We start from the raw sequence: 18,629 nt of genomic DNA, 5'->3' as shown, positions 1-18,629 counted from the left end.
GCCCTTCGAGTGAAGGCTCAAAGGAGTAGAAATACATGAAGACGATCGATGAACTGCTCGCCGAAGGCGTCAAGGGCAAGCGGGTCTTCGTCCGCGCGGACCTGAACGTCCCGCTGGCCGAGGGCACCATCACCGACGACGGCCGCATCCGCGCCGTCCGGCCCACGATCGCGAAGCTCGCCGAAGCCGGCGCCCGCGTCATCGTGGCCTCGCACCTGGGCCGCCCCAAGGGCACCGGCGTCGAGCCGGCGTTCTCGCTCGCCCCGGCCGCCACGCGCCTCGGCGAACTGCTCGGTGCCGACGTGGCGTTCGCCACCGACACCGTCGGCGCCTCCGCCAAGGAGACCGTCGCGGCTCTCACCGACGGCCAGGTCGCCGTCATCGAGAACCTGCGCTTCAACGCCGGCGAGACGTCCAAGGACGACGCCGAGCGCGGCGCCTTCGCGGACCAGCTCGCCGAGCTCGCCGACGTCTACGTGGGCGACGGCTTCGGCGCCGTGCACCGGGGGCACGCCTCGGTCTTCGACCTGCCCGCCCGCCTCCCGCACGCGGCCGGCTACCTCATCGCCACCGAGGTCGGCGTCCTGAAGAAGCTGACCGCCGAGGTCGAGCGCCCGTACGTGGTGGTCCTGGGCGGCGCCAAGGTCTCCGACAAGCTCGCCGTCATCGACCAGCTGCTCGGCAAGGCCGACCGCATCCTCATCGGCGGCGGCATGGCCTACACCTTCCTCTACGCCAAGGGCTACGAGGTCGGCATCTCCCTGCTCCAGAAGGACCAGGTGGAGGTCGTCAAGGAGTACATGAAGCGCGCCGAGGACACCGGCGTCGAGCTGGTCCTCCCGGTCGACGTCCTGGTCTCCTCGGAGTTCCCGGACCTCAAGGGCAAGACCCCGGCCACCTTCGCGATCGTCGACGCGGACAAGATCCCCGCCGACCAGGAGGGTCTGGACATCGGCCCCAAGACGCGTGAGCTGTACGCGTCGAAGATCGCCGACGCCAAGACCGTCTTCTGGAACGGCCCGGTGGGCGTCTTCGAGCACCCCGACTACGCCGGGGGCACCACGGCCGTCGCCCAGGCCCTGCTCGACAGCAGCGCCTTCACCGTCGTCGGCGGTGGCGACAGCGCCGCCGCGGTCCGCATCCTGGGCTTCGACGAGAATGCATTCGGCCACATCTCGACCGGTGGCGGCGCCTCCCTCGAATACCTCGAGGGCAAGACGCTCCCCGGCCTCGCCGCCCTGGAGGGCTGAACCCGTATGACCACGCGCACCCCGCTCATGGCGGGCAACTGGAAGATGAACCTCAACCACCTCGAGGCCATCGCCCACGTCCAGAAGCTCGCCTTCGCCCTCGCGGACAAGGACTACGACGCCGTCGAGGTCGCGGTCCTGCCGCCCTTCGTCGACCTCCGCTCGGTCCAGACCCTGGTCGACGGCGACAAGCTGAAGATCAAGTACGGCGCGCAGGACATCTCCGCGCACGACTCCGGTGCCTACACCGGTGAGATCTCCGGCCCGATGCTGTCGAAGCTGAAGTGCACGTTCGTGGCCGTCGGCCACAGCGAGCGCCGCCAGTACCACGGCGAGACCGACGAGATCTGCAACGCCAAGGTCAAGGCCGCCTACCGGCACGGGATCACCCCGATCCTGTGCGTCGGCGAGGGCCTGGACGTCCGTAAGGCCGGCGAGCAGGTCTCCTACACCCTCAGCCAGCTCGACGGCGGCCTGGAAGGCGTCCCGGCCGAGCAGGTCGAGTCCATCGTGATCGCCTACGAGCCCGTCTGGGCCATCGGGACCGGCGAGGTCGCCACCCCCGACGACGCCCAGGAGGTCTGCGGGGCGATCCGCGGCCGTCTCGCCGAGCTGTACTCGCAGGAGCTGGCCGACAAGGTCCGCATCCAGTACGGCGGCTCCGTGAAGTCCGGGAACATCGCGGCGATCATGGCCCAGCCCGACGTCGACGGAGCCCTGATCGGCGGCGCGGCGCTGGACGCGGAGGAGTTCGTCAAGATCGTCCGCTTCCGCGACCAGTGAGTATGCGGTAGGGCGGATCCGTCGTACCCTTGCGGGGGCCGGAGGCTGATGCATCAGCCCCTGGCCCCCGTGCACATCTCGCAAAGCCGGAAAGCCCGAAAAAGCCAGAAAGTAGGAATCAGCCGTGATTATGGGGTTCTCGATCGCCCTGATCGTCTTCAGCGCCCTGCTGATGCTGCTCGTGCTGATGCACAAGGGCAAGGGCGGCGGCCTCTCCGACATGTTCGGCGGCGGTATGCAGTCGTCGGTCGGCGGTTCCTCCGTAGCGGAGCGCAACCTCGACCGCATCACCGTGGTGGTCGGTCTGCTGTGGTTCGCGTGCATCGTCGCGCTCGGCCTGCTGACGAAGTCGAGCACCTGACCGTTCTGGCCATTCCGGCAGTCCGGTCGGCACCGCCCGGCCTAGAATGAGGGTCGGCGTTCATCGCGTGGAATCAGTAACTCCGCTCACTGGACGTGCGTTGGGCCTTACGTAGACTTGGGCGCTCCGCGGCGGAATTCCACTCACCTTCCGCGGCACCATCACGCAGGGAGTTACGACCGTGGCAAGTGGCAACGCGATCCGTGGTAGCCGGGTCGGAGCGGGGCCGATGGGTGAGGCGGAGCGCGGCGAGTCCGCGCCCCGTCTGCGCATCTCCTTCTGGTGCTCGAACGGGCACGAGACGCAGCCGAGCTTCGCCAGCGACGCGCAGGTGCCCGACACCTGGGACTGCCCGCGCTGCGGGTTTCCGGCCGGCCAGGATCGGGACAACCCGCCCGCGCCTCCGCGCACCGAGCCGTACAAGACGCACCTGGCGTACGTACGGGAACGGCGCTCGGACGCCGATGGCGAGGCGATCCTCGCCGAGGCGCTCGCCAAGCTCCGCGGCGAGATCTGAGCCGGCTCGAAGAGTGTGACGTGAGGCCCGGTCCCACAGGAACTTCTCCTGTGGGACCGGGCCTCTTTGTGTGCGTTCTGCCGCTTCTGATCCCTTAGGTTGGAGCCGGCGGGGCACGACAGGACGGAAGAAGTGGGTTGATGTCCGAGATGAATGCAGGCAGCCGTACGAAGCTGACCCGGACGCCCGAGTGGCTGGCACTGGGCAAGCACCGGGAGGAGTTCGGGCAGACGCATCTGCGGGAACTGTTCGAGGAGAATCCCGGCCGCGGCGCCGGCTACACCCTGCAGGTCGGGGACCTGCACATCGACTACTCGAAGCACCTCGTCACCGACGAGACGCTCGCGCTGCTCCACGAGCTGGCCGGCGCCACGGGCGTGGCCGAGCTGCGCGAGGCGATGTTCCGTGGCGAGAAGATCAACACGACCGAGGACCGGGCGGTGCTGCACACCGCCCTGCGCGCACCGGCCGACGCGGTCGTCGAGGTGGACGGCGAGAACGTCGTCCCCGAGGTGCACGCCGTCCTCGACAAGATGGCGGCCTTCTCCGACCAGATCCGGTCGGGCGCGTGGAAGGGCTTCACCGGCAAGCGCATCCGCAACGTCGTCAACATCGGCATCGGCGGCTCCGACCTCGGCCCGGCCATGGCCTACGAGGCCCTGCGCGCCTTCACCGACCGCGATCTGACGGTGCGCTTCGTCTCCAACGTCGACGGCGCCGACCTGCACGAGGCCGTGCGGGGCCTGGACCCGGCCGAGACGCTGTTCATCATCGCCTCCAAGACCTTCACCACCATCGAGACCATCACCAACGCCACCTCGGCGCGTGGTTGGCTGCTCGCCGGACTGGGCGGGGACCAGGCCGCCGTGGCCCGGCACTTCGTGGCGCTGTCCACCAACGCCGAGAAGGTCACCGAGTTCGGCATCGATCCGGCCAACATGTTCGGGTTCTGGGACTGGGTCGGCGGACGCTACTCCTTCGACTCCGCCATCGGCCTCTCGCTGATGATCGCGATCGGCCCGGACGCCTTCCGGGAGATGCTCGGCGGCTTCCACGCCATGGACGAGCACTTCCGGACGGCTCCCGCGCACGAGAACGCCCCGCTGCTGATGGGCCTGTTGGGGATCTGGTACGGCGCCTTCTTCGACGCCCAGTCGCACGCGGTGCTCCCGTACAGCCACTACCTCTCGCGGTTCACGGCGTACTTGCAACAGCTCGACATGGAGTCCAACGGCAAGTCCGTGGACCGCGAGGGCAATCCGGTGGAGTGGCAGACGGGCCCGGTGGTCTGGGGCACGCCCGGCACCAACGGACAGCACGCCTACTACCAGCTGATCCACCAGGGGACGAAGGTGATCCCCGCGGACTTCATCGGCTTCGCCCGGCCGGTGGCGGAGCTGGAGGCCGCCCCGGCGGCCCAGCACGACCTGCTGATGGCGAACTTCTTCGCGCAGACCCAGGCGCTGGCCTTCGGCAAGACGGCCGACGAGGTGCGTGCCGAGGGCGCCCCGGAGTCGCTGGTCCCGCACAAGACCTTCCACGGGAACCACCCGACGACCACCATCCTGGCCGGGGAGCTCTCCCCGTCGGTGCTGGGCCAGCTGATCGCGCTCTACGAGCACAAGGTGTTCGTCCAGGGCGCGGTGTGGAACATCGACTCCTTCGACCAGTGGGGCGTCGAGCTCGGCAAGGTGCTCGCCAAGCGCGTCGAGCCCGCGCTGAGCGAGGGTGCGGACGTGCCGGGGCTGGACGCCTCGACGAAGGCCCTGGTCGCCACGTACCGGAAGCTGCGCGGCCGCGGCTGATCCGAACAAGTGAAGGGCCCGCCTCCCGATACCGGGAGGCGGGCCCTTCACACGTCGGCCGCCGTCAGGAGGAGGCCGGGGGGTACATCCCGGTCGGGAGCTTGGCCGCCGCCGCGCGGTCCAGGAGCCACAGGGTGCGGGAGCGGCCGTACGCCGCCGCGGCCGGGGCCTGGACCCCGCCCGCGCCGCCGAGGGCCAGGGAGACCGCCCCGGCCTTGTCCTCGCCCGCGGCCAGCAGCCAGACCTCACGGGCCGCCCGGATCGCCGGGAGCGTGAGCGAGATCCGGGTGGGCGGGGGCTTCGGGGCGCCGTGCACGCCGACCACCGTGCGCTCGGTCTCGCGGGCCGCCGGGTGCTCCGGGAACAGCGAGGCCACGTGCGTGTCCGGGCCCACGCCCAGCATCAGCACGTCGAAGGTGGGGACCGGACCGTGGTCCTCCGGGCCGGCCGCCTTCGCCAGCTCGGCCGCGTAAGCGGCCGCCGCGGCGTCCACGTCGCCCCCGTACGGGCCGTCCGAGGCGGGCATCACGTGCACGCGGGCGGGGTCCACCGGGACCGCGTCCAGGAGGGCCGCACGGGCCTGGGTGTGGTTGCGCTCGGGGTCGTCGGCGGGGACGTACCGCTCGTCGCCCCACCACAGGTCCAGCCGGGACCAGTCGATCGCGTCCCTCGCGGGGGCGGTGGCCAGGGCCGCGAGCAGGCCGTTGCCGTTGCGTCCGCCGGTGAGGACGACGGACGCGGTGCCGCGGGCCGTCTGCGCGTCCACGATCTTCGTGATGAGCCGGGCCGCGGTGGCCTGAGCCATCAGTTCCTTGTCCCGGTGGACGACGACCTGGGGAGTCGTCATACCCATGTGCTGCCGCCTTCGTGGTTGTGCGGGTGGGATGCGGTGCGGGTGCCGCTGCGCGGAGCTGGTCCCCGCCCCGCCCTTTCGCCATTTCCCGGGCTCTGCCCGGACCCGGTCCTCAAACGCCGGACGGGCTGACAATCCAGCCTCGCCGGCGTTTGAGGCGCGGGGTCCGGGGCGGAGCCCCGGTACGGTCCCGCAGGGGCCTCTACTTGGCCTTGGCCCTCTTGGGCTTCGGAGCCGGCGCCGGAGTCGGCTCCGGGGCCTGCTCCGCCGGAGCGACCGCGGGTTCCGGCTCCGCCGGGGTCGCCGACGCCTCCAGCCGCGCCACGCCGAACTTCAGCGAGGCCTCGTACGTGTTGTCCGGGTCCAGCCTGCGCAGCTCCTCCGCCAGGAGCTCGGCCGTGTCGCGGCGCTTGAGCGCCACCGCACGGTCGGGCTGCCCCGGCATGCACAGCGTGGCCAGCGCGCCGTCCGCCCGGTCCAGGACGATGTCGCCGTCCTTGGTGGCCAGGCGTACGGCCGTCAGGCCCGGGCCCGACGACAGCGTGCGCCTGACGGGGACCTGGAGCCGGTCCGCCAGCCACATGGCCAGCAGTTCGCAGCTCGGGTTCTCGTCCTCGCCCTCGACGGTCGCCGAGACGACCGACAGGGCCTGCTGGTCCAGTGCCGCGGCCAGCATGGAGCGCCACGGGGTGATCCGGGTCCACGACAGGTCGGTGTCCCCTGGGGCGTACGCCCCCGCCCGGCCGCCGAGCGCCCTGATCGGGTCCTCGCAGGAGTACGTGTCCGTGATCCGGCGCTGCCCGAGCGCACCCAGCGGATCGCCCGCCAGGTCCGCGGGGGCACCGTCCGGCCACCAGACGACCACAGGGGCGTCCGGCAGGAGCAGCGGGAGAACCACCGACTGGGCGTGGTCGACCAGTTCGCCGTGAAGGCGGAGCACAACCGTTTCACCGCTGCCGGAGTCCGCCCCGACGCGGATCTCCGCGTCGAGCCGGGCGTCGCGGCGGCTGCGTGGCGAGCGGCTGGCCCGCTTGATGACGACGACGATCCGCGAGGGGTGTTCGTGGGACGCGTCGTTCGCCGACTTGAGCGCGTCGTACGCGTTCTCCTCGTCGGTCACGATCACCAGCGTGAGGACCATGCCGATGGCCGGCGTGCCGATGTCCCGGCGTGCCTGCACCATCGCGGCATTGATCTTGCTGGAGTTGGTCTCCGTGAGGTCGATCTTCATGGCCGGCGCCAGCTCCGTCCGTCTCGTGCGAGCATCTCGTCCGCCTCGACCGGCCCCCAGGTGCCCGACGGGTACTGCGCGGGCTTGCCGTGCTTGTCCCAGTACTCCTCGATCGGGTCGAGGATGTTCCAGGACAGTTCGACCTCCTGGTGACGCGGGAAGAGGTTCGCGTCGCCGAGGAGCACGTCGAGGATGAGTCGCTCGTACGCCTCGGGGCTCGACTCCGTGAAGGACTCGCCGTAGGCGAAGTCCATCGTGACGTCCCGGACCTCCATCGAGGTGCCCGGAACCTTGGAGCCGAAGCGGACCGTCACGCCCTCGTCCGGCTGGACCCGGATGACCAGCGCGTTCTGGCCCAGTTCCTCGGTCGCGCCCGACTCGAACGGCAGGTACGGGGCCCGCTTGAAGACGACCGCGATCTCGGTCACCCGGCGGCCCAGGCGCTTGCCCGTCCGCAGGTAGAACGGGACGCCCGCCCAGCGACGGTTGTTGATCTCCAGGCGGATGGCCGCGTAGGTGTCGGTCTTCGACTTGGGGTCGATGCCGTCCTCTTCGAGGTACCCGACGACCTTCTCGCCGCCCTGCCAGGCCGCCGAGTACTGGCCGCGCACGGTGTGCTTGCCCAGGTCCTCCGGCAGCTCCACGGCGGTCAGCACCTTGAGCTTCTCGGCCACCAGCGCCTTGGGGTGGAAGGAGCCGGGCTCCTCCATCGCGGTCAGCGCGAGCAGCTGCAGCAGGTGGTTCTGGATGACGTCACGGGCCGCGCCGATGCCGTCGTAGTAGCCCGCCCGGCCGCCGATGCCGATGTCCTCGGCCATGGTGATCTGCACGTGGTCGACGTACGACCGGTTCCAGATCGGCTCGAACATCGTGTTGGCGAAGCGGAGCGCCAGGATGTTCTGGACGGTCTCCTTGCCGAGGTAGTGGTCGATCCGGAAGACCTCGTCACGCGGGAAGACCTCGTGGACGACCTTGTTCAGTTCCTCGGCGCTCTTCAGGTCGTGTCCGAAGGGCTTCTCGATGACGGCACGCCGCCAGGAGCCCTCCTTCTGCGCCAGCCCGTGGTCCTTGAGCTGCTGGACCACCTTGGGGAAGAACTTCGGCGGGACGGACAGGTAGAAGGCGAAGTTGCCGCCCGTGCCCTGTGCCTTGTCCAGCTCCTCTATGGTCGCCTTCAGGGTCTCGAAGGCGGCGTCGTCGTCGAAGTCGCCCGAGACGAAACGGCAGCCCTGCACGAGCTGCTGCCACACTTCCTCGCGGAAGGGCGTCCGGGAGTGCTCCTTGACGGCGTCGTGGACCACCTGCGCGAAGTCCTCGTCCTGCCACTCGCGGCGGGCGAACCCGATCAGCGAGAAGCCCGGCGGGAGCAGGCCTCTGTTGGCCAGGTCGTAGACGGCAGGCATCAGCTTCTTGCGCGACAGGTCACCCGTAACGCCGAAAATGACCAGGCCGGACGGCCCCGCGATACGCGGGAGCCGCCGGTCCTGTGCGTCACGAAGCGGGTTCGCTCCGTTTACAGACAAGGTGTTCAGGCCTCCGTGGGGGCGAGGCGCTCAAGCTCCGCCTCGGTCGACTTCAGCAGGTCGTTCCAGGACGCCTCGAACTTCTCGACGCCCTCGTCCTCGAGCAGCTGCACCACATCGTCGTACGAGATGCCAAGCTTCGCGACCGCGTCGAGCTCGGCGCGAGCCTGCTCATAGGTGCCGCGCACGGTGTCGCCCGTGATCTGCCCGTGGTCGGCGGTGGCCTCCAGGGTGGCCACCGGCATGGTGTTCACCGTGTTCGGGGCGACCAGGTCGTCCACGTACAGGGTGTCCTTGTACGCCGGGTCCTTGACGCCGGTCGAGGCCCACAGCGCACGCTGCTTGTTGGCGCCGACCCGCTCCAGGGCGGCCCAGCGCTCCGAGGCGAAGACCTCCTCGTAGGCCTCGTAGGCCAGACGGGCGTTGGCGAGCGCCGCCTTGCCCTTGAGGGCCTTCGCCTCGTCGGTGCCGACCGCGTCGAGGCGCTTGTCGATCTCCGAGTCCACACGGGACACGAAGAAGGAGGCGACCGAGTGGATCAGCGAGAGGTCCAGGCCGGCGGCCTTGGCCTTCTCCAGACCCGACACGTACGCGTCCATGACCTCGCGGTAGCGCTCCAGCGAGAAGATCAGCGTGACGTTGACGCTGATGCCCTTGCCGATGACCTCGGTGATCGCCGGCAGGCCGGCCTTGGTCGCCGGGATCTTGATGAGCGTGTTCGGGCGGTCCACCAGCCAGGCGAGCTGCTTGGCCTCGGCGATGGTCGCCGGGGTGTTGTGCGCCAGGCGCGGGTCGACCTCGATCGACACGCGGCCGTCCTGGCCGTCGGTGCGGTCGTAGACCGGGCGCAGGATGTCGGCGGCGTCCCTGACGTCCGCCGTCGTGATCATGCGCAGGGCCTCTTCCACGGTGACCTTGCGGGTCGCGAGGTCGGTGAGCTGCTGCTCGTAGCCCTCGCCGCCGCTGATGGCCTTCTGGAAGATCGCCGGGTTGGTGGTGACACCGACCACGTGCGACTGGTCGATGAGCTCGGCCAGGTTGCCGGACGTGATGCGCTTGCGGGACAGGTCGTCCAGCCAGATCGCGACGCCTTCGTCGGAGAGGCGCTTGAGTGCGTCTGTCATGGGATTACATCTCCTACTTGGTTGCGTACCGGCGTCAGCGCGCAGCGGCTTCGAGGGATTCCTTGGCGGCGGCCGCCACGTTCTCGGCGGTGAAGCCGAACTCGCGGAAGAGCACCTTCGCGTCGGCCGAGGCACCGAAGTGCTCCAGCGAGACGATCCGGCCGGCGTCGCCGACGTAGCGGTGCCAGGTCAGGCCGATGCCCGCCTCGACCGCGACACGGGCCTTCACCGACGGCGGCAGGACGCTGTCCTTGTATTCCTGGTCCTGCTCCTCGAACCACTCGACGGACGGCATCGAGACGACCCGGGTGGGAACGCCCTGGGCCTGGAGCTGCTCGCGGGCCTCGACGGCGAGGTGCACCTCGGAGCCGGTACCGATGAGGAGGACCTGCGCCGGGCCGCCCTCGGCCTCGAACAGGACGTAGCCGCCCTTGGCGGCCGCCTCGTTGCGCTCGTAGGTCGGCACACCCTGGCGGGTCAGGGCGAGGCCGTGCGGGGCACCCTTGCCGAAGACCTTGGTGTGGCGGCGCAGGATCTCGCGCCAGGCGATGGCGGTCTCGTTGGCGTCGGCCGGACGGACGATGTTCAGGCCCGGGATGGCGCGCAGCGAGGCGAGGTGCTCGACCGGCTGGTGGGTCGGGCCGTCCTCGCCCAGACCGATGGAGTCGTGCGTCCACACGTACGTCACCGGCAGGTGCATCAGCGCGGAGAGGCGGACGGCGTTGCGCATGTAGTCGGAGAACACCAGGAAGGTGCCGCCGTAGATGCGGGTGTGGCCGTGCAGGGCGATGCCGTTCATGGACGCGGCCATGGCGTGCTCGCGGATGCCGAAGTGGATGGTGCGGCCGTACGGGTCGGCCTCCGGCAGCGGGTTCCCCACCGGCAGGAACGAGGAGTCCTTGTCGATGGTGGTGTTGTTCGAGCCGGCCAGGTCGGCCGAGCCGCCCCACAGCTCCGGGATGACCGCGCCGAGCGCGCCGAGGACCTTGCCGGAGGCGGCGCGGGTGGCGACACCCTTGCCGGCCTCGAAGACGGGGAGCTTGTCCTCCCAGCCCGCGGGCAGCTCGTTGGCGTTGATGCGGTCGAACTCGGCGGCGCGCTCCGAGTTGGCGGTGCGCCAGGCGGAGAACTCCTTCTCCCACTCGGCCTTGGCCTCGCGGCCGCGGTCCCCCAGCGCGCGGGTGTGGGCGATGACCTCGTCGGAGACCTCGAAGGTCTTCTCCGGGTCGAAGCCGAGCACGCGCTTGGTGGCCGCGACCTCGTCGTCGCCGAGCGCCGAGCCGTGGGCGGCCTCGGTGTTCTGGGCGTGCGGGGCGGGCCAGGCGATGATCGAACGGGCCGCGATGAAGGACGGGCGGCCGGTCTCGGCCTTGGCGGCCTGGAGGGCGGCGAAGAGCGCCTTCGGGTCGAGGTCGCCGTTCTCCTGCTGCGCGACGCGCTGGACGTGCCAGCCGTACGCCTCGTAACGCCTCAGGGTGTCCTCGGAGACGGCCGTCTCCGTGTCACCCTCGATGGAGATGTGGTTGTCGTCCCACAGCAGGACGAGGTTGCCGAGCTTCTGGTGGCCGGCCAGCGCGGACGCCTCGTGGGAGATGCCCTCCTGGAGGCAGCCGTCGCCCGCGATCGCGTAGATCATGTGGTCGAACGGGGAGGTGCCCGGGGCGGCCTCCGGGTCGAACAGGCCGCGCTCGTAGCGCGAGGCCATGGCCATGCCCACCGCGTTGGCGATGCCCTGGCCGAGAGGGCCGGTGGTGGTCTCGACGCCCTTGGTGTGGCCGTACTCCGGGTGGCCGGGGGTCTTGGAGCCCCAGGTGCGGAACGCCTCGAGGTCCGCCAGCTCCAGCCCGAACCCACCGAGGTAGAGCTGGGTGTAGAGCGTCAGGGACGAGTGCCCCGCGGAGAGCACGAAGCGGTCGCGGCCCACCCACTCGGGGTCCGCCGGGTCATGCCGCATCACCTTCTGGAAGAGGGTGTAAGCGGCGGGGGCCAGGCTCATCGCCGTACCGGGGTGGCCGTTTCCGACCTTCTGGACCGCGTCAGCGGCCAGGATGCGGGCGGTGTCGACGGCCCGCTGGTCCAGTTCGGTCCACTCGAGCTCTGTGGTGGTCGGCTTGGTGCTCACCGTGGGTCAGGGCTCCTCTCCACATGTATGAATCCCGGTGACGAACGGTGCACCGGCGCGATTCCGAGCCTACCCCCGCAACGGCGTGCAGCTATTCGGGTGCAGGCAGTCCGTCACCGCGCCGCCGACCCCTGTTCACCCGCCCACGGGTGTCCGGTGTGGCCTGTGCCCCGTATATATGCACGGTCCGATCGGCCCAACACGAAGCGACCCCGGCGCGGGGCGACGTAAGCGCAACGTCTACAGTGGCGTGGTACGCGCAAGCCTTAACCGGGCCTTCATGTTGTGAACGGCCCGAGTCGGAGCTTGCTGGATTCTCTCTCAGGGGTGTGCGTGACGGCCGTCGAATCCCGTCCAGCGGGGGTGCTCGGGACGAGCCCCGGTCATCGGCCGCTCGGGACCCGCGTCATGGCTTTCGTGGCATTGACCAAGCCGCGGATCATCGAACTTCTGCTGATCACCACAGTGCCGGTGATGTTCCTCGCCGAGCAGGGTGTGCCGTCGCTGTGGCTGGTCCTCGTGACCTGCTTCGGCGGCTACTTGTCGGCCGGCGGCGCCAACGCGCTGAACATGTACATCGACCGGGACATCGACGCGCTGATGGACCGGACCTCGCAGCGCCCGCTGGTGACCGGCATGGTCAGCCCGCGGGAGTGCCTGGCCTTCGGTCTCACCCTCGCGGTCGTCTCCACGCTCTTCTTCGGCCTGCTCGTCAACTGGCTGTCGGCGGCGTTGTCACTCGGGGCGCTCCTCTTCTACGTCGTGGTCTACACGATGCTGTTGAAGCGGCGCACCGCGCAGAACATCGTCTGGGGCGGCATCGCCGGCTGCATGCCGGTGCTGATCGGCTGGTCGGCCGTCACGAACACGGTCTCCTGGGCCGCGGTCATCCTCTTCCTCGTCATCTTCTTCTGGACGCCGCCGCACTACTGGCCGCTGTCGATGAAGGTGAAGGACGACTACGCGCGCGCCGGCGTGCCGATGCTCCCGGTCGTCGCGGGCAACCAGGCCGTGTCGCGCCAGATCGTTTTCTACAGCTGGGTGATGGTGGCGGTCTCGCTGCTGCTGACCCCGCTGGGGTACACCGGCTGGTTCTACACCGCGGTCGCGCTGGCGGCGGGCGGCTGGTGGCTGTGGGAGGCGCACGCGCTGCACGCGCGCGCCAAGGCGGGCATCACGGGCGGCAAGCTCAAGGAGATGCGGCTGTTCCACTGGTCGATCACCTATGTGTCGCTGCTGTTCGTGGCGGTGGCCGTGGATCCCTTCCTCCACTGATTACTCGCCGGTAGCATGGCTTCCATGGGAGACACCGCAGACACCGCCGCCGCGGACACCGCAGGCGCCGCGGAGAAGAAGCAGGACCGTAAGGCCGCGAAGCTGGCCAAGCAGATCGGCGCGTTCGCCAAGCAGCACGGCGGCGTCGAGGGCCAGCTCGCCCACATCGGCCAGGCCGGCACCCGGATCGTGCTCGTGGGCACGGACGGCGGCTGGGGCGACCTGGTGGCCCCCACCTTCACGGTGGCGCAGCTGGCCGCGGAGAAGGCCGGTCTGACCCTGCACGACGAGTTCGACGGGGAGTTCGCCGCGCGCGTGCGCACCGGTCCGTACGAGTGGACGCGGATGGCCGGCATCCAGATCGGCGGACCCGCGAACCCGGCGGCCTGAGCCCCGGAAGGCGTCCGGGAACCCGGGAGTGCAGGCTCGGTCAACAGCCCGAGCAACACCTCACACCCCGCTCACCCGTTAGGACGTGTGGAAGCCCCTTCCTCACGTCCGCAACGGGATGCCCGGATGATCGAAACGCCGCCCCTGGTGGACCAGTACTGCCACGGAGTACTCCGTACGGAGCTGGGCCTGGGCACCTTCGAGGCCCTGCTGATGCGCTCGGCCGGCCTGCCCGCCGCGGGCACCACCTTCTTCGACACGCAGACCGGTTTCGCGGTGCGCCGCTGGTGCCCGCCGCTGCTCGGGCTGGAGCCGCACGCCGCCCCCGCCCGCTATCTGGCGCGGCGGCGCGAGCTGGGCGTGGCCGAGACCACCCGGCGGCTGCTGAGGGGGTCGGGCGTCGCGGCCTACCTCGTCGACACCGGGGTGCCCGGGGACCTCACCGGGCCCAAGGAACTGGCGCTCGCCGGGGACGCCGAGGCCTTCGAGTCGGTCCGGCTGGAGTTACTGGCCGAGCAGGTCGCCGACACCTCCGGGACGGTGGGCGCCTTCCTCGCGAATCTCGCCGAGGCCGTCCACCACGCCGCCGTCGGGGCCGCCGCCTTCAGCTGTGCCACGGCCTTCACCGGCGCGGACACCCCGGCCGTCGCTCCCGAGCCGCCCGGTCCCGGGGCGGTGCGCGGGGCGGCCGGGCGGTGGCTGGCCCGGCGGCCGCGGGGCGGAGCCGTGGGGGACCCCGTACTCCTGGCCCACCTGCTGTGGAGCGCGGTGGCCTCGGGGCTGCCGCTCCAGCTGCACACGGACGAGGCCGACCCGGCCGCGCTGACCGGCTTCGTACGGGCCACCGCAGGCCTCGGGACCCGGCTGGTGCTGCTCGGCGGATATCCGCACCACCGCCGCACCGCGCAGCTCGCGGCGGCCTTCCCGCACGTCTACGCCGATACGGGCCCGGCCCTCGGGCAGACGGGCGCGCGGGCCGCGGCGGTCCTGGCGGAGCTGCTGGAGATCGCGCCGTTCGGGAAGGTGCTGTTCTCCAGCGGTGGCCGGCAGCTGCCCGAACTGCACGCGGTGGGCGCCCTGGTGTTCCGCGAGGCGCTGGGCCGGGTGCTGGGCGGCTGGGCCGCGGAGGGCTCCTGGTCCTGGCGGGACGCGGAACGGGTGGCCGCCCTGGTCGCGGCGGGCAACGCCCGCCGCGTCTACCGCCTGGACACGCCCTAAGGGCTGTCCCGTAGTCCCCGGCGCCGCGCGCCCGCCGGGGATTACGGGGCAGCCCTTAGGCAGGCCGCGCTACGCGGCGGAGAGCTGCGGGTCGCTCTGGGCGGGGATCTCCGCCTGATCGGACGGCCGCTCGCGCAGGCTCAGGGCGATCCGGACCACGGCGATCCACACCAGGCAGGAGCCGAGCATGTGGGCGGCGACCAGGGCCTCGGGGACCTGGGTGGCGTACTGCACGTAGCCGATCGCACCCTGGGCGAGCAGCACGATCAGCAGGTCACGGGCGCGGGCCCGGGTGTCGGCGGGAGCGTCCACGACGCGCAGGACCAGCCACATCGCGATACCGAGCGCGCACACCACCCAGGCGGCGACGGCGTGCACGTGGGCGGTGGTGTCCCAGTCGAAGGGCATGCGCTTGATCTCACTGCTGTCGCCGGCGTGCGGACCGGAGCCGGTCACGACGGTGCCCGCCGCGATCAGGACGAGCGTGGTCGCCAGCAGCGCCCACGACAGCTTGCGCACCGGGCCGGGCACACGCGGCCGGGGGGCGCCGTCGCCCTCGCGGGTGCGCTGCCAGGTGACCGTCGTCACGGTGATCAGGGCGGTGGCGAGGAGGAAGTGCCCGGCCACGCTGTACGGGTTGAGCCCGGTGAGGACGGTGATCCCGCCGAGTACGGCGTTGGCCATCACGATCGCGAACTGGACCCAGCCGAGCTTCGTCAGGGAGTGCCGCCAGGGCTTGGCCGAGCGGGCGGCGATGATCCCCCAGCCGACGGCCGCGCTGAGCACGTAGGTCAGCATGCGGTTGCCGAATTCGATGGCGCCGTGGAAGCCCTGCTCCTGCGTCACGATCAGGCTGTCGTCGGTGCACTTGGGCCAGGTGTCGCAGCCGAGGCCGGATCCGGTCAGCCGTACCGCGCCGCCGGTGACGACGATGACCACACTCATGACGAGCGCGGCGAGTGCGGCCCGCTGGACGGTCCGGGGTGACGGGGTCCAGCGGCTGGCGATGTGGGCGAGGGGGTTCAACACGCCCCATATCGTAGGCGACCACTTGTGCAAACTTTCACGAGGGGGTGGCCAGGGGCGCGTCCGGCCCGACGGCCAGCCGGTACCGCGCTCCCGCGGGGTCCCCCTCCTCGTGCCACCACAGGAGGACGCGCCAATGGGCGTCGTCGCCCGGGTAGTCCGCCGAGTCGACGAACCCGCGGAGCAATTCGCCCGCTACATCCTCTGCCGTCCGATTTCTTACTTCTGTGGTGCTGTGCCAGGGATGTTCCAGTACGTTCCACAGTCCGTCAGGTCCGCGCACCTCGAAGCGCCACACCGCGAGCCAGGGGGTGACGTCCAGCATCGTGCGGACCTGTTCGGCGTCGAGACCCAGCCCGGCCGCGATCGCGGGCTCCGCCACCCCCTTGATACGGGCGGCCACCACGGCCCGGGGCAGCAGCCGTTCGGGCAGCAGCCCCTGTGCGCGCAGGCTGACCAGCGCGCCGAAGGTCAGGAAGCGCAGCCGCAGTTCCAGCTGGCGGCCGATGTGGTCGAGGGCCTCCTCGGCCTCCGCCGACTCCTCCGCCGCCGGGTCCGCGAGCAGCAGCTGCCGGAAGTCGGACTCGGCGGCCACGGCCCAGGCCACGGCCTCCTCGGCGAACCCCAGCTCGGCGAGGCGGTCCCCGAGGAACACCTTGGCCTGGGCCAGGCCCCGCCGGTTCACCGGATCCCGCTGGTCGAGTCCCGCCCAGACCTCCACCGCGGTACGGGTCAGATCGCGGGCGCGCTCACCGGCCGCCCGTTCCATGGCGCTCGGTCCCTCGCCGACGGCCGGGCCCAGTGGGTGCTTCGGCAGTCGGGCCCCGTCGCTGAGCGGCCAGGACAGCCAGACCCCGTGGTTGATCAGCCCGCGGGCGTACCAGCGGGCGAACTCGGGGGAGTGCCCGGCCGCCCGCTCGGAGCTGCGTAACCCCTCCTCGATCGTGGCGAGCGCGCCGGCGCGGTCCCCCGCGGCGAACCGCAGGGCGGCCCGGTCGGCGAGGCGCAGCCCGAGCAGCGCGGTGCACCGCGGGTCGTCCGTGAACGGGCGCAGGGCGCCGATCAGCTCGTCGAGGAGCCGTGCGCGCTCCGTGGGCTCCGCGTGCTCCGCCCCCGAGCGCACCCGTGCCCATCGATCGTCCAGCCGTAGAACGGCGTCCCGCTGCACCATGTCCGCCCCCCGGCTTCATGTGTGAGGGGCCCATCCTCGCGGCATCGCCGCCACGAGGGGAGGGATTTCATTCCCAGCGGAAGAGCCGCGCGGCGGCGCCCAGACCGAGTACGGCCCAGCCCGCCAGCACGGCCGCGTCGCCCCACGGGAGCGAGGCCCCGTGCTGGAGCACCTCGCGCAGTCCGTCGGACAGGGCCGAGATGGGCAGCAGCCCCAGCACCGACCGCACGGCGTCCGGGAACTTCTCCAGCGGCACGATCACCCCGCCGCCGACCAGCAGCAGCAGGAAGACCAGGTTGGCGGCGGCCAGGGTCATCTCGGCCTTGAGCGTGCCCGCCATCAGCAGTCCGAGGCCGGAGAAGGCGGCGGTGCCCAGCAGGATCAGCGCGGCCACCGACAGCGGGTTCCCCTGCGGGGACCAGCCCAGCGCGAGGGCGATCACCGTCAGCAGGGCGATCTGCAGCACCTCGGTGACCAGCACCGACAAGGTCTTGGCGGCCATCAGGGCCCACCGCGGCAGCGGGGAGGCTCCCAGCCGCTTGAGGACCCCGTAGCGGCGGTCGAAGCCGGTGGCGATGGCCTGCCCGGTGAAGGCGGTGGACATCACGGCGAGCGCCAGGATCCCCGGCGCGAGGAAGTCCACGGACTTCCCGCTGCCGCCCTCCCGAACCGGCACCGTGACGATGTCGACCGCGGAGAAGAGGGTCAGCAGCAGCGCCGGGATGATCACGGTGAGCAGCAGCTGCTCGCCGTTGCGCAGCAGCATCCGGGTCTCCAGCGCCGTCTGCGCGAGGATCATGCGGGACACGGGCGCGGCCCCCGGGCGGGGGGTGAACGTACCGGCGCTCATGCGCGCAGCTCCTTACCGGTCAGTTCCAGGAAGACGTCTTCGAGGGTGTGCCGCTCCACCGTGAGGCTGCTCGGCATCACGCCGTGCTGCGCGCACCAGGAGGCGACGGTGGCCAGCAGCTGCGGGTGGACGTCGCCGGTGACCCGGTAGACGCCCGGGGTGAGCTCGGCGGCCTCGGTGCCGTCGGGCAGCGCCTTCAGCAGCGAGGCGAGGTCGAGGGAGGGGCGGCCGGTGAAGCGCAGGGTGTTCTCGGCGCCGCCGCGGCACAGCTGCTCGGGGCTGCCGTGGACGACGACCCGGCCGGCGTCCACGATGGCGACCTCGTCGGCGAGCTGCTCGGCCTCGTCCATGTGGTGGGTGGTGAGGACGACGGTGACCCCGTCGGTGCGCAGTTCCCGTACGAGGTCCCAGGTCGCGCGGCGGGCCTGCGGGTCCAGGCCTGCGGTGGGCTCGTCGAGGAAGACCAGCTCGGGGCGGCCGACCACGGCCATGGCCAGGGCCAGGCGCTGCTGCTGGCCGCCGGAGAGCCTGCGGTAGGGGGTGCGGCCGCAGCCGCCGAGCCCGAGGCGTTCCACCAGGGTGGCGACGTCGAGCGGGTCGGCGTAGAGCTTGGCCATGTGGCGGAGCATCTCGACGGCGCGGGCTCCGGAGTAGACGCCTCCGGACTGCAGCATCACGCCGATCCGCGGGCGCAGGGCCTCGGCCTGGGCGACCGGGTCGAGGCCGAGGACGCGGACGGTGCCGGCGTCGGGGCGGAGGTAGCCCTCGCAGGTCTCCACCGTGGTCGTCTTGCCCGCGCCGTTCGGACCGAGGACCGCGGTGACGGAGCCGCTCCGGACGGTGAGGTCCAGGCCGTCCACCGCGGTCTTGGTGCCGTACCGCTTCACCAGTCCGCGGATCTCCACGGCGGGGTCGTTGCTCATGAGGGGTGAGTCTACGGAGCCCGGGGAGGGGGCGTAGGTGCCGGGGGCGTGGCCTCTTCGTCGCCGGTTCGCCGTCGGATCGGCTCCGGAGAATCGAACGCCGCGTCGCGAATACAGCTCTTTTCAGTCGATCGGTCCTGGAAGCGTCGGCATGTTTCCGTGATCTTTTCCGGACATCGCCCTTCCCGGCGCCCAAGAACCGCCACG

General features: G+C 70.9%; 17 protein-coding genes. 8 read left to right on the top strand and 9 right to left on the bottom strand.

Annotation, left to right across the window (positions count from 1 at the left end):
* Positions 1-35 precede the first annotated feature (35 nt).
* From pgk to pgi, 5 genes are all read left to right on the top strand, one after another.
* A complete protein-coding gene (gene pgk / locus AB8A24_RS09280) occupies positions 36-1,250 on the top strand; it encodes a phosphoglycerate kinase (RefSeq protein ID WP_369475321.1) in 1,215 nt (404 codons plus the stop codon).
* A gap of 6 nt (positions 1,251-1,256) precedes the next feature.
* Positions 1,257-2,033 (top strand): triose-phosphate isomerase, encoded by a 777-nt coding sequence (gene tpiA, locus AB8A24_RS09275; RefSeq protein WP_328963799.1) that lies wholly within the window; start codon positions 1,257-1,259, stop codon positions 2,031-2,033.
* Positions 2,034-2,163: 130 nt separating this feature from the next.
* On the top strand, positions 2,164-2,394 hold the full coding sequence (gene secG / locus AB8A24_RS09270) for a preprotein translocase subunit SecG (RefSeq protein WP_030720398.1): 231 nt from the start codon (positions 2,164-2,166) through the stop codon (positions 2,392-2,394).
* A gap of 181 nt (positions 2,395-2,575) precedes the next feature.
* Entirely contained in the window at positions 2,576-2,911 is a 336-nt protein-coding gene (locus tag AB8A24_RS09265; RefSeq protein ID WP_010352468.1) for an RNA polymerase-binding protein RbpA, read from the top strand.
* Positions 2,912-3,060: 149 nt separating this feature from the next.
* Positions 3,061-4,716, top strand: a complete 1,656-nt coding sequence (gene pgi, locus AB8A24_RS09260) for a glucose-6-phosphate isomerase (RefSeq protein WP_328966032.1) — start codon at positions 3,061-3,063, stop codon at positions 4,714-4,716.
* A gap of 64 nt (positions 4,717-4,780) precedes the next feature.
* Here pgi and pgl read toward each other — a convergent pair whose 3' ends face one another.
* The 5 genes from pgl to tkt all read right to left on the bottom strand — a co-directional run bounded on the left by pgl (position 4,781) and on the right by tkt (position 11,569).
* Complete coding sequence (gene pgl / locus AB8A24_RS09255) at positions 4,781-5,563, bottom strand: 6-phosphogluconolactonase (RefSeq protein ID WP_328963800.1); 783 nt, start codon at positions 5,561-5,563, stop codon at positions 4,781-4,783.
* A gap of 208 nt (positions 5,564-5,771) precedes the next feature.
* On the bottom strand, positions 5,772-6,800 hold the full coding sequence (opcA, locus tag AB8A24_RS09250) for a glucose-6-phosphate dehydrogenase assembly protein OpcA (protein ID WP_328963801.1): 1,029 nt from the start codon (positions 6,798-6,800) through the stop codon (positions 5,772-5,774).
* Complete coding sequence (gene zwf / locus AB8A24_RS09245) at positions 6,797-8,323, bottom strand: glucose-6-phosphate dehydrogenase (protein WP_030720386.1); 1,527 nt, start codon at positions 8,321-8,323, stop codon at positions 6,797-6,799. The genes opcA and zwf overlap by 4 nt, the downstream gene beginning before the upstream one ends.
* Positions 8,324-8,328: 5 nt before the next feature.
* On the bottom strand, positions 8,329-9,447 hold the full coding sequence (tal, locus tag AB8A24_RS09240; RefSeq protein WP_369475320.1) for a transaldolase: 1,119 nt from the start codon (positions 9,445-9,447) through the stop codon (positions 8,329-8,331).
* A gap of 34 nt (positions 9,448-9,481) precedes the next feature.
* Positions 9,482-11,569 (bottom strand): transketolase, encoded by a 2,088-nt coding sequence (tkt, locus tag AB8A24_RS09235; RefSeq protein ID WP_328963803.1) that lies wholly within the window; start codon positions 11,567-11,569, stop codon positions 9,482-9,484.
* A gap of 333 nt (positions 11,570-11,902) precedes the next feature.
* Between tkt and AB8A24_RS09230 the strand changes: the two genes are divergently transcribed.
* From AB8A24_RS09230 to AB8A24_RS09220, 3 genes are all read left to right on the top strand, one after another.
* Positions 11,903-12,844, top strand: coding sequence for a heme o synthase (locus AB8A24_RS09230; RefSeq protein ID WP_369475319.1), 942 nt, complete (start codon positions 11,903-11,905; stop codon positions 12,842-12,844).
* A gap of 15 nt (positions 12,845-12,859) precedes the next feature.
* Positions 12,860-13,234 carry a hypothetical protein gene (locus tag AB8A24_RS09225; protein WP_328963804.1) on the top strand — a complete coding sequence of 125 codons (375 nt, stop codon included), beginning with the start codon at positions 12,860-12,862 and terminating at the stop codon, positions 13,232-13,234.
* A gap of 126 nt (positions 13,235-13,360) precedes the next feature.
* Entirely contained in the window at positions 13,361-14,452 is a 1,092-nt protein-coding gene (locus AB8A24_RS09220; RefSeq protein ID WP_328963805.1) for an amidohydrolase, read from the top strand.
* 69 nt (positions 14,453-14,521) lie between these two features.
* Here the strand turns inward: AB8A24_RS09220 and AB8A24_RS09215 are convergent, their stop codons facing one another.
* The 4 genes from AB8A24_RS09215 to AB8A24_RS09200 form a co-directional block, all read right to left on the bottom strand.
* On the bottom strand, positions 14,522-15,481 hold the full coding sequence (locus AB8A24_RS09215) for a COX15/CtaA family protein (RefSeq protein WP_328963806.1): 960 nt from the start codon (positions 15,479-15,481) through the stop codon (positions 14,522-14,524).
* A gap of 34 nt (positions 15,482-15,515) precedes the next feature.
* Positions 15,516-16,649, bottom strand: a complete 1,134-nt coding sequence (locus AB8A24_RS09210; RefSeq protein WP_369475318.1) for a hypothetical protein — start codon at positions 16,647-16,649, stop codon at positions 15,516-15,518.
* 67 nt (positions 16,650-16,716) lie between these two features.
* A complete protein-coding gene (locus AB8A24_RS09205) occupies positions 16,717-17,499 on the bottom strand; it encodes an ABC transporter permease (RefSeq protein ID WP_266390204.1) in 783 nt (260 codons plus the stop codon).
* Positions 17,496-18,422: an ABC transporter ATP-binding protein gene (locus tag AB8A24_RS09200; protein WP_266390201.1), complete on the bottom strand. Its 927-nt coding sequence runs from the start codon at positions 18,420-18,422 to the stop codon at positions 17,496-17,498. The genes AB8A24_RS09205 and AB8A24_RS09200 overlap by 4 nt, the downstream gene beginning before the upstream one ends.
* Positions 18,423-18,629: the final 207 nt, after the last annotated feature.

The sequence above is a fragment of the Streptomyces sp. BF23-19 genome (genome assembly GCF_041106355.1).
Classification (GTDB): Bacteria; Actinomycetota; Actinomycetes; order Streptomycetales; family Streptomycetaceae; genus Streptomyces; species Streptomyces virginiae_A.
This window is presented reverse-complemented; position numbering and strand designations above follow the sequence as displayed.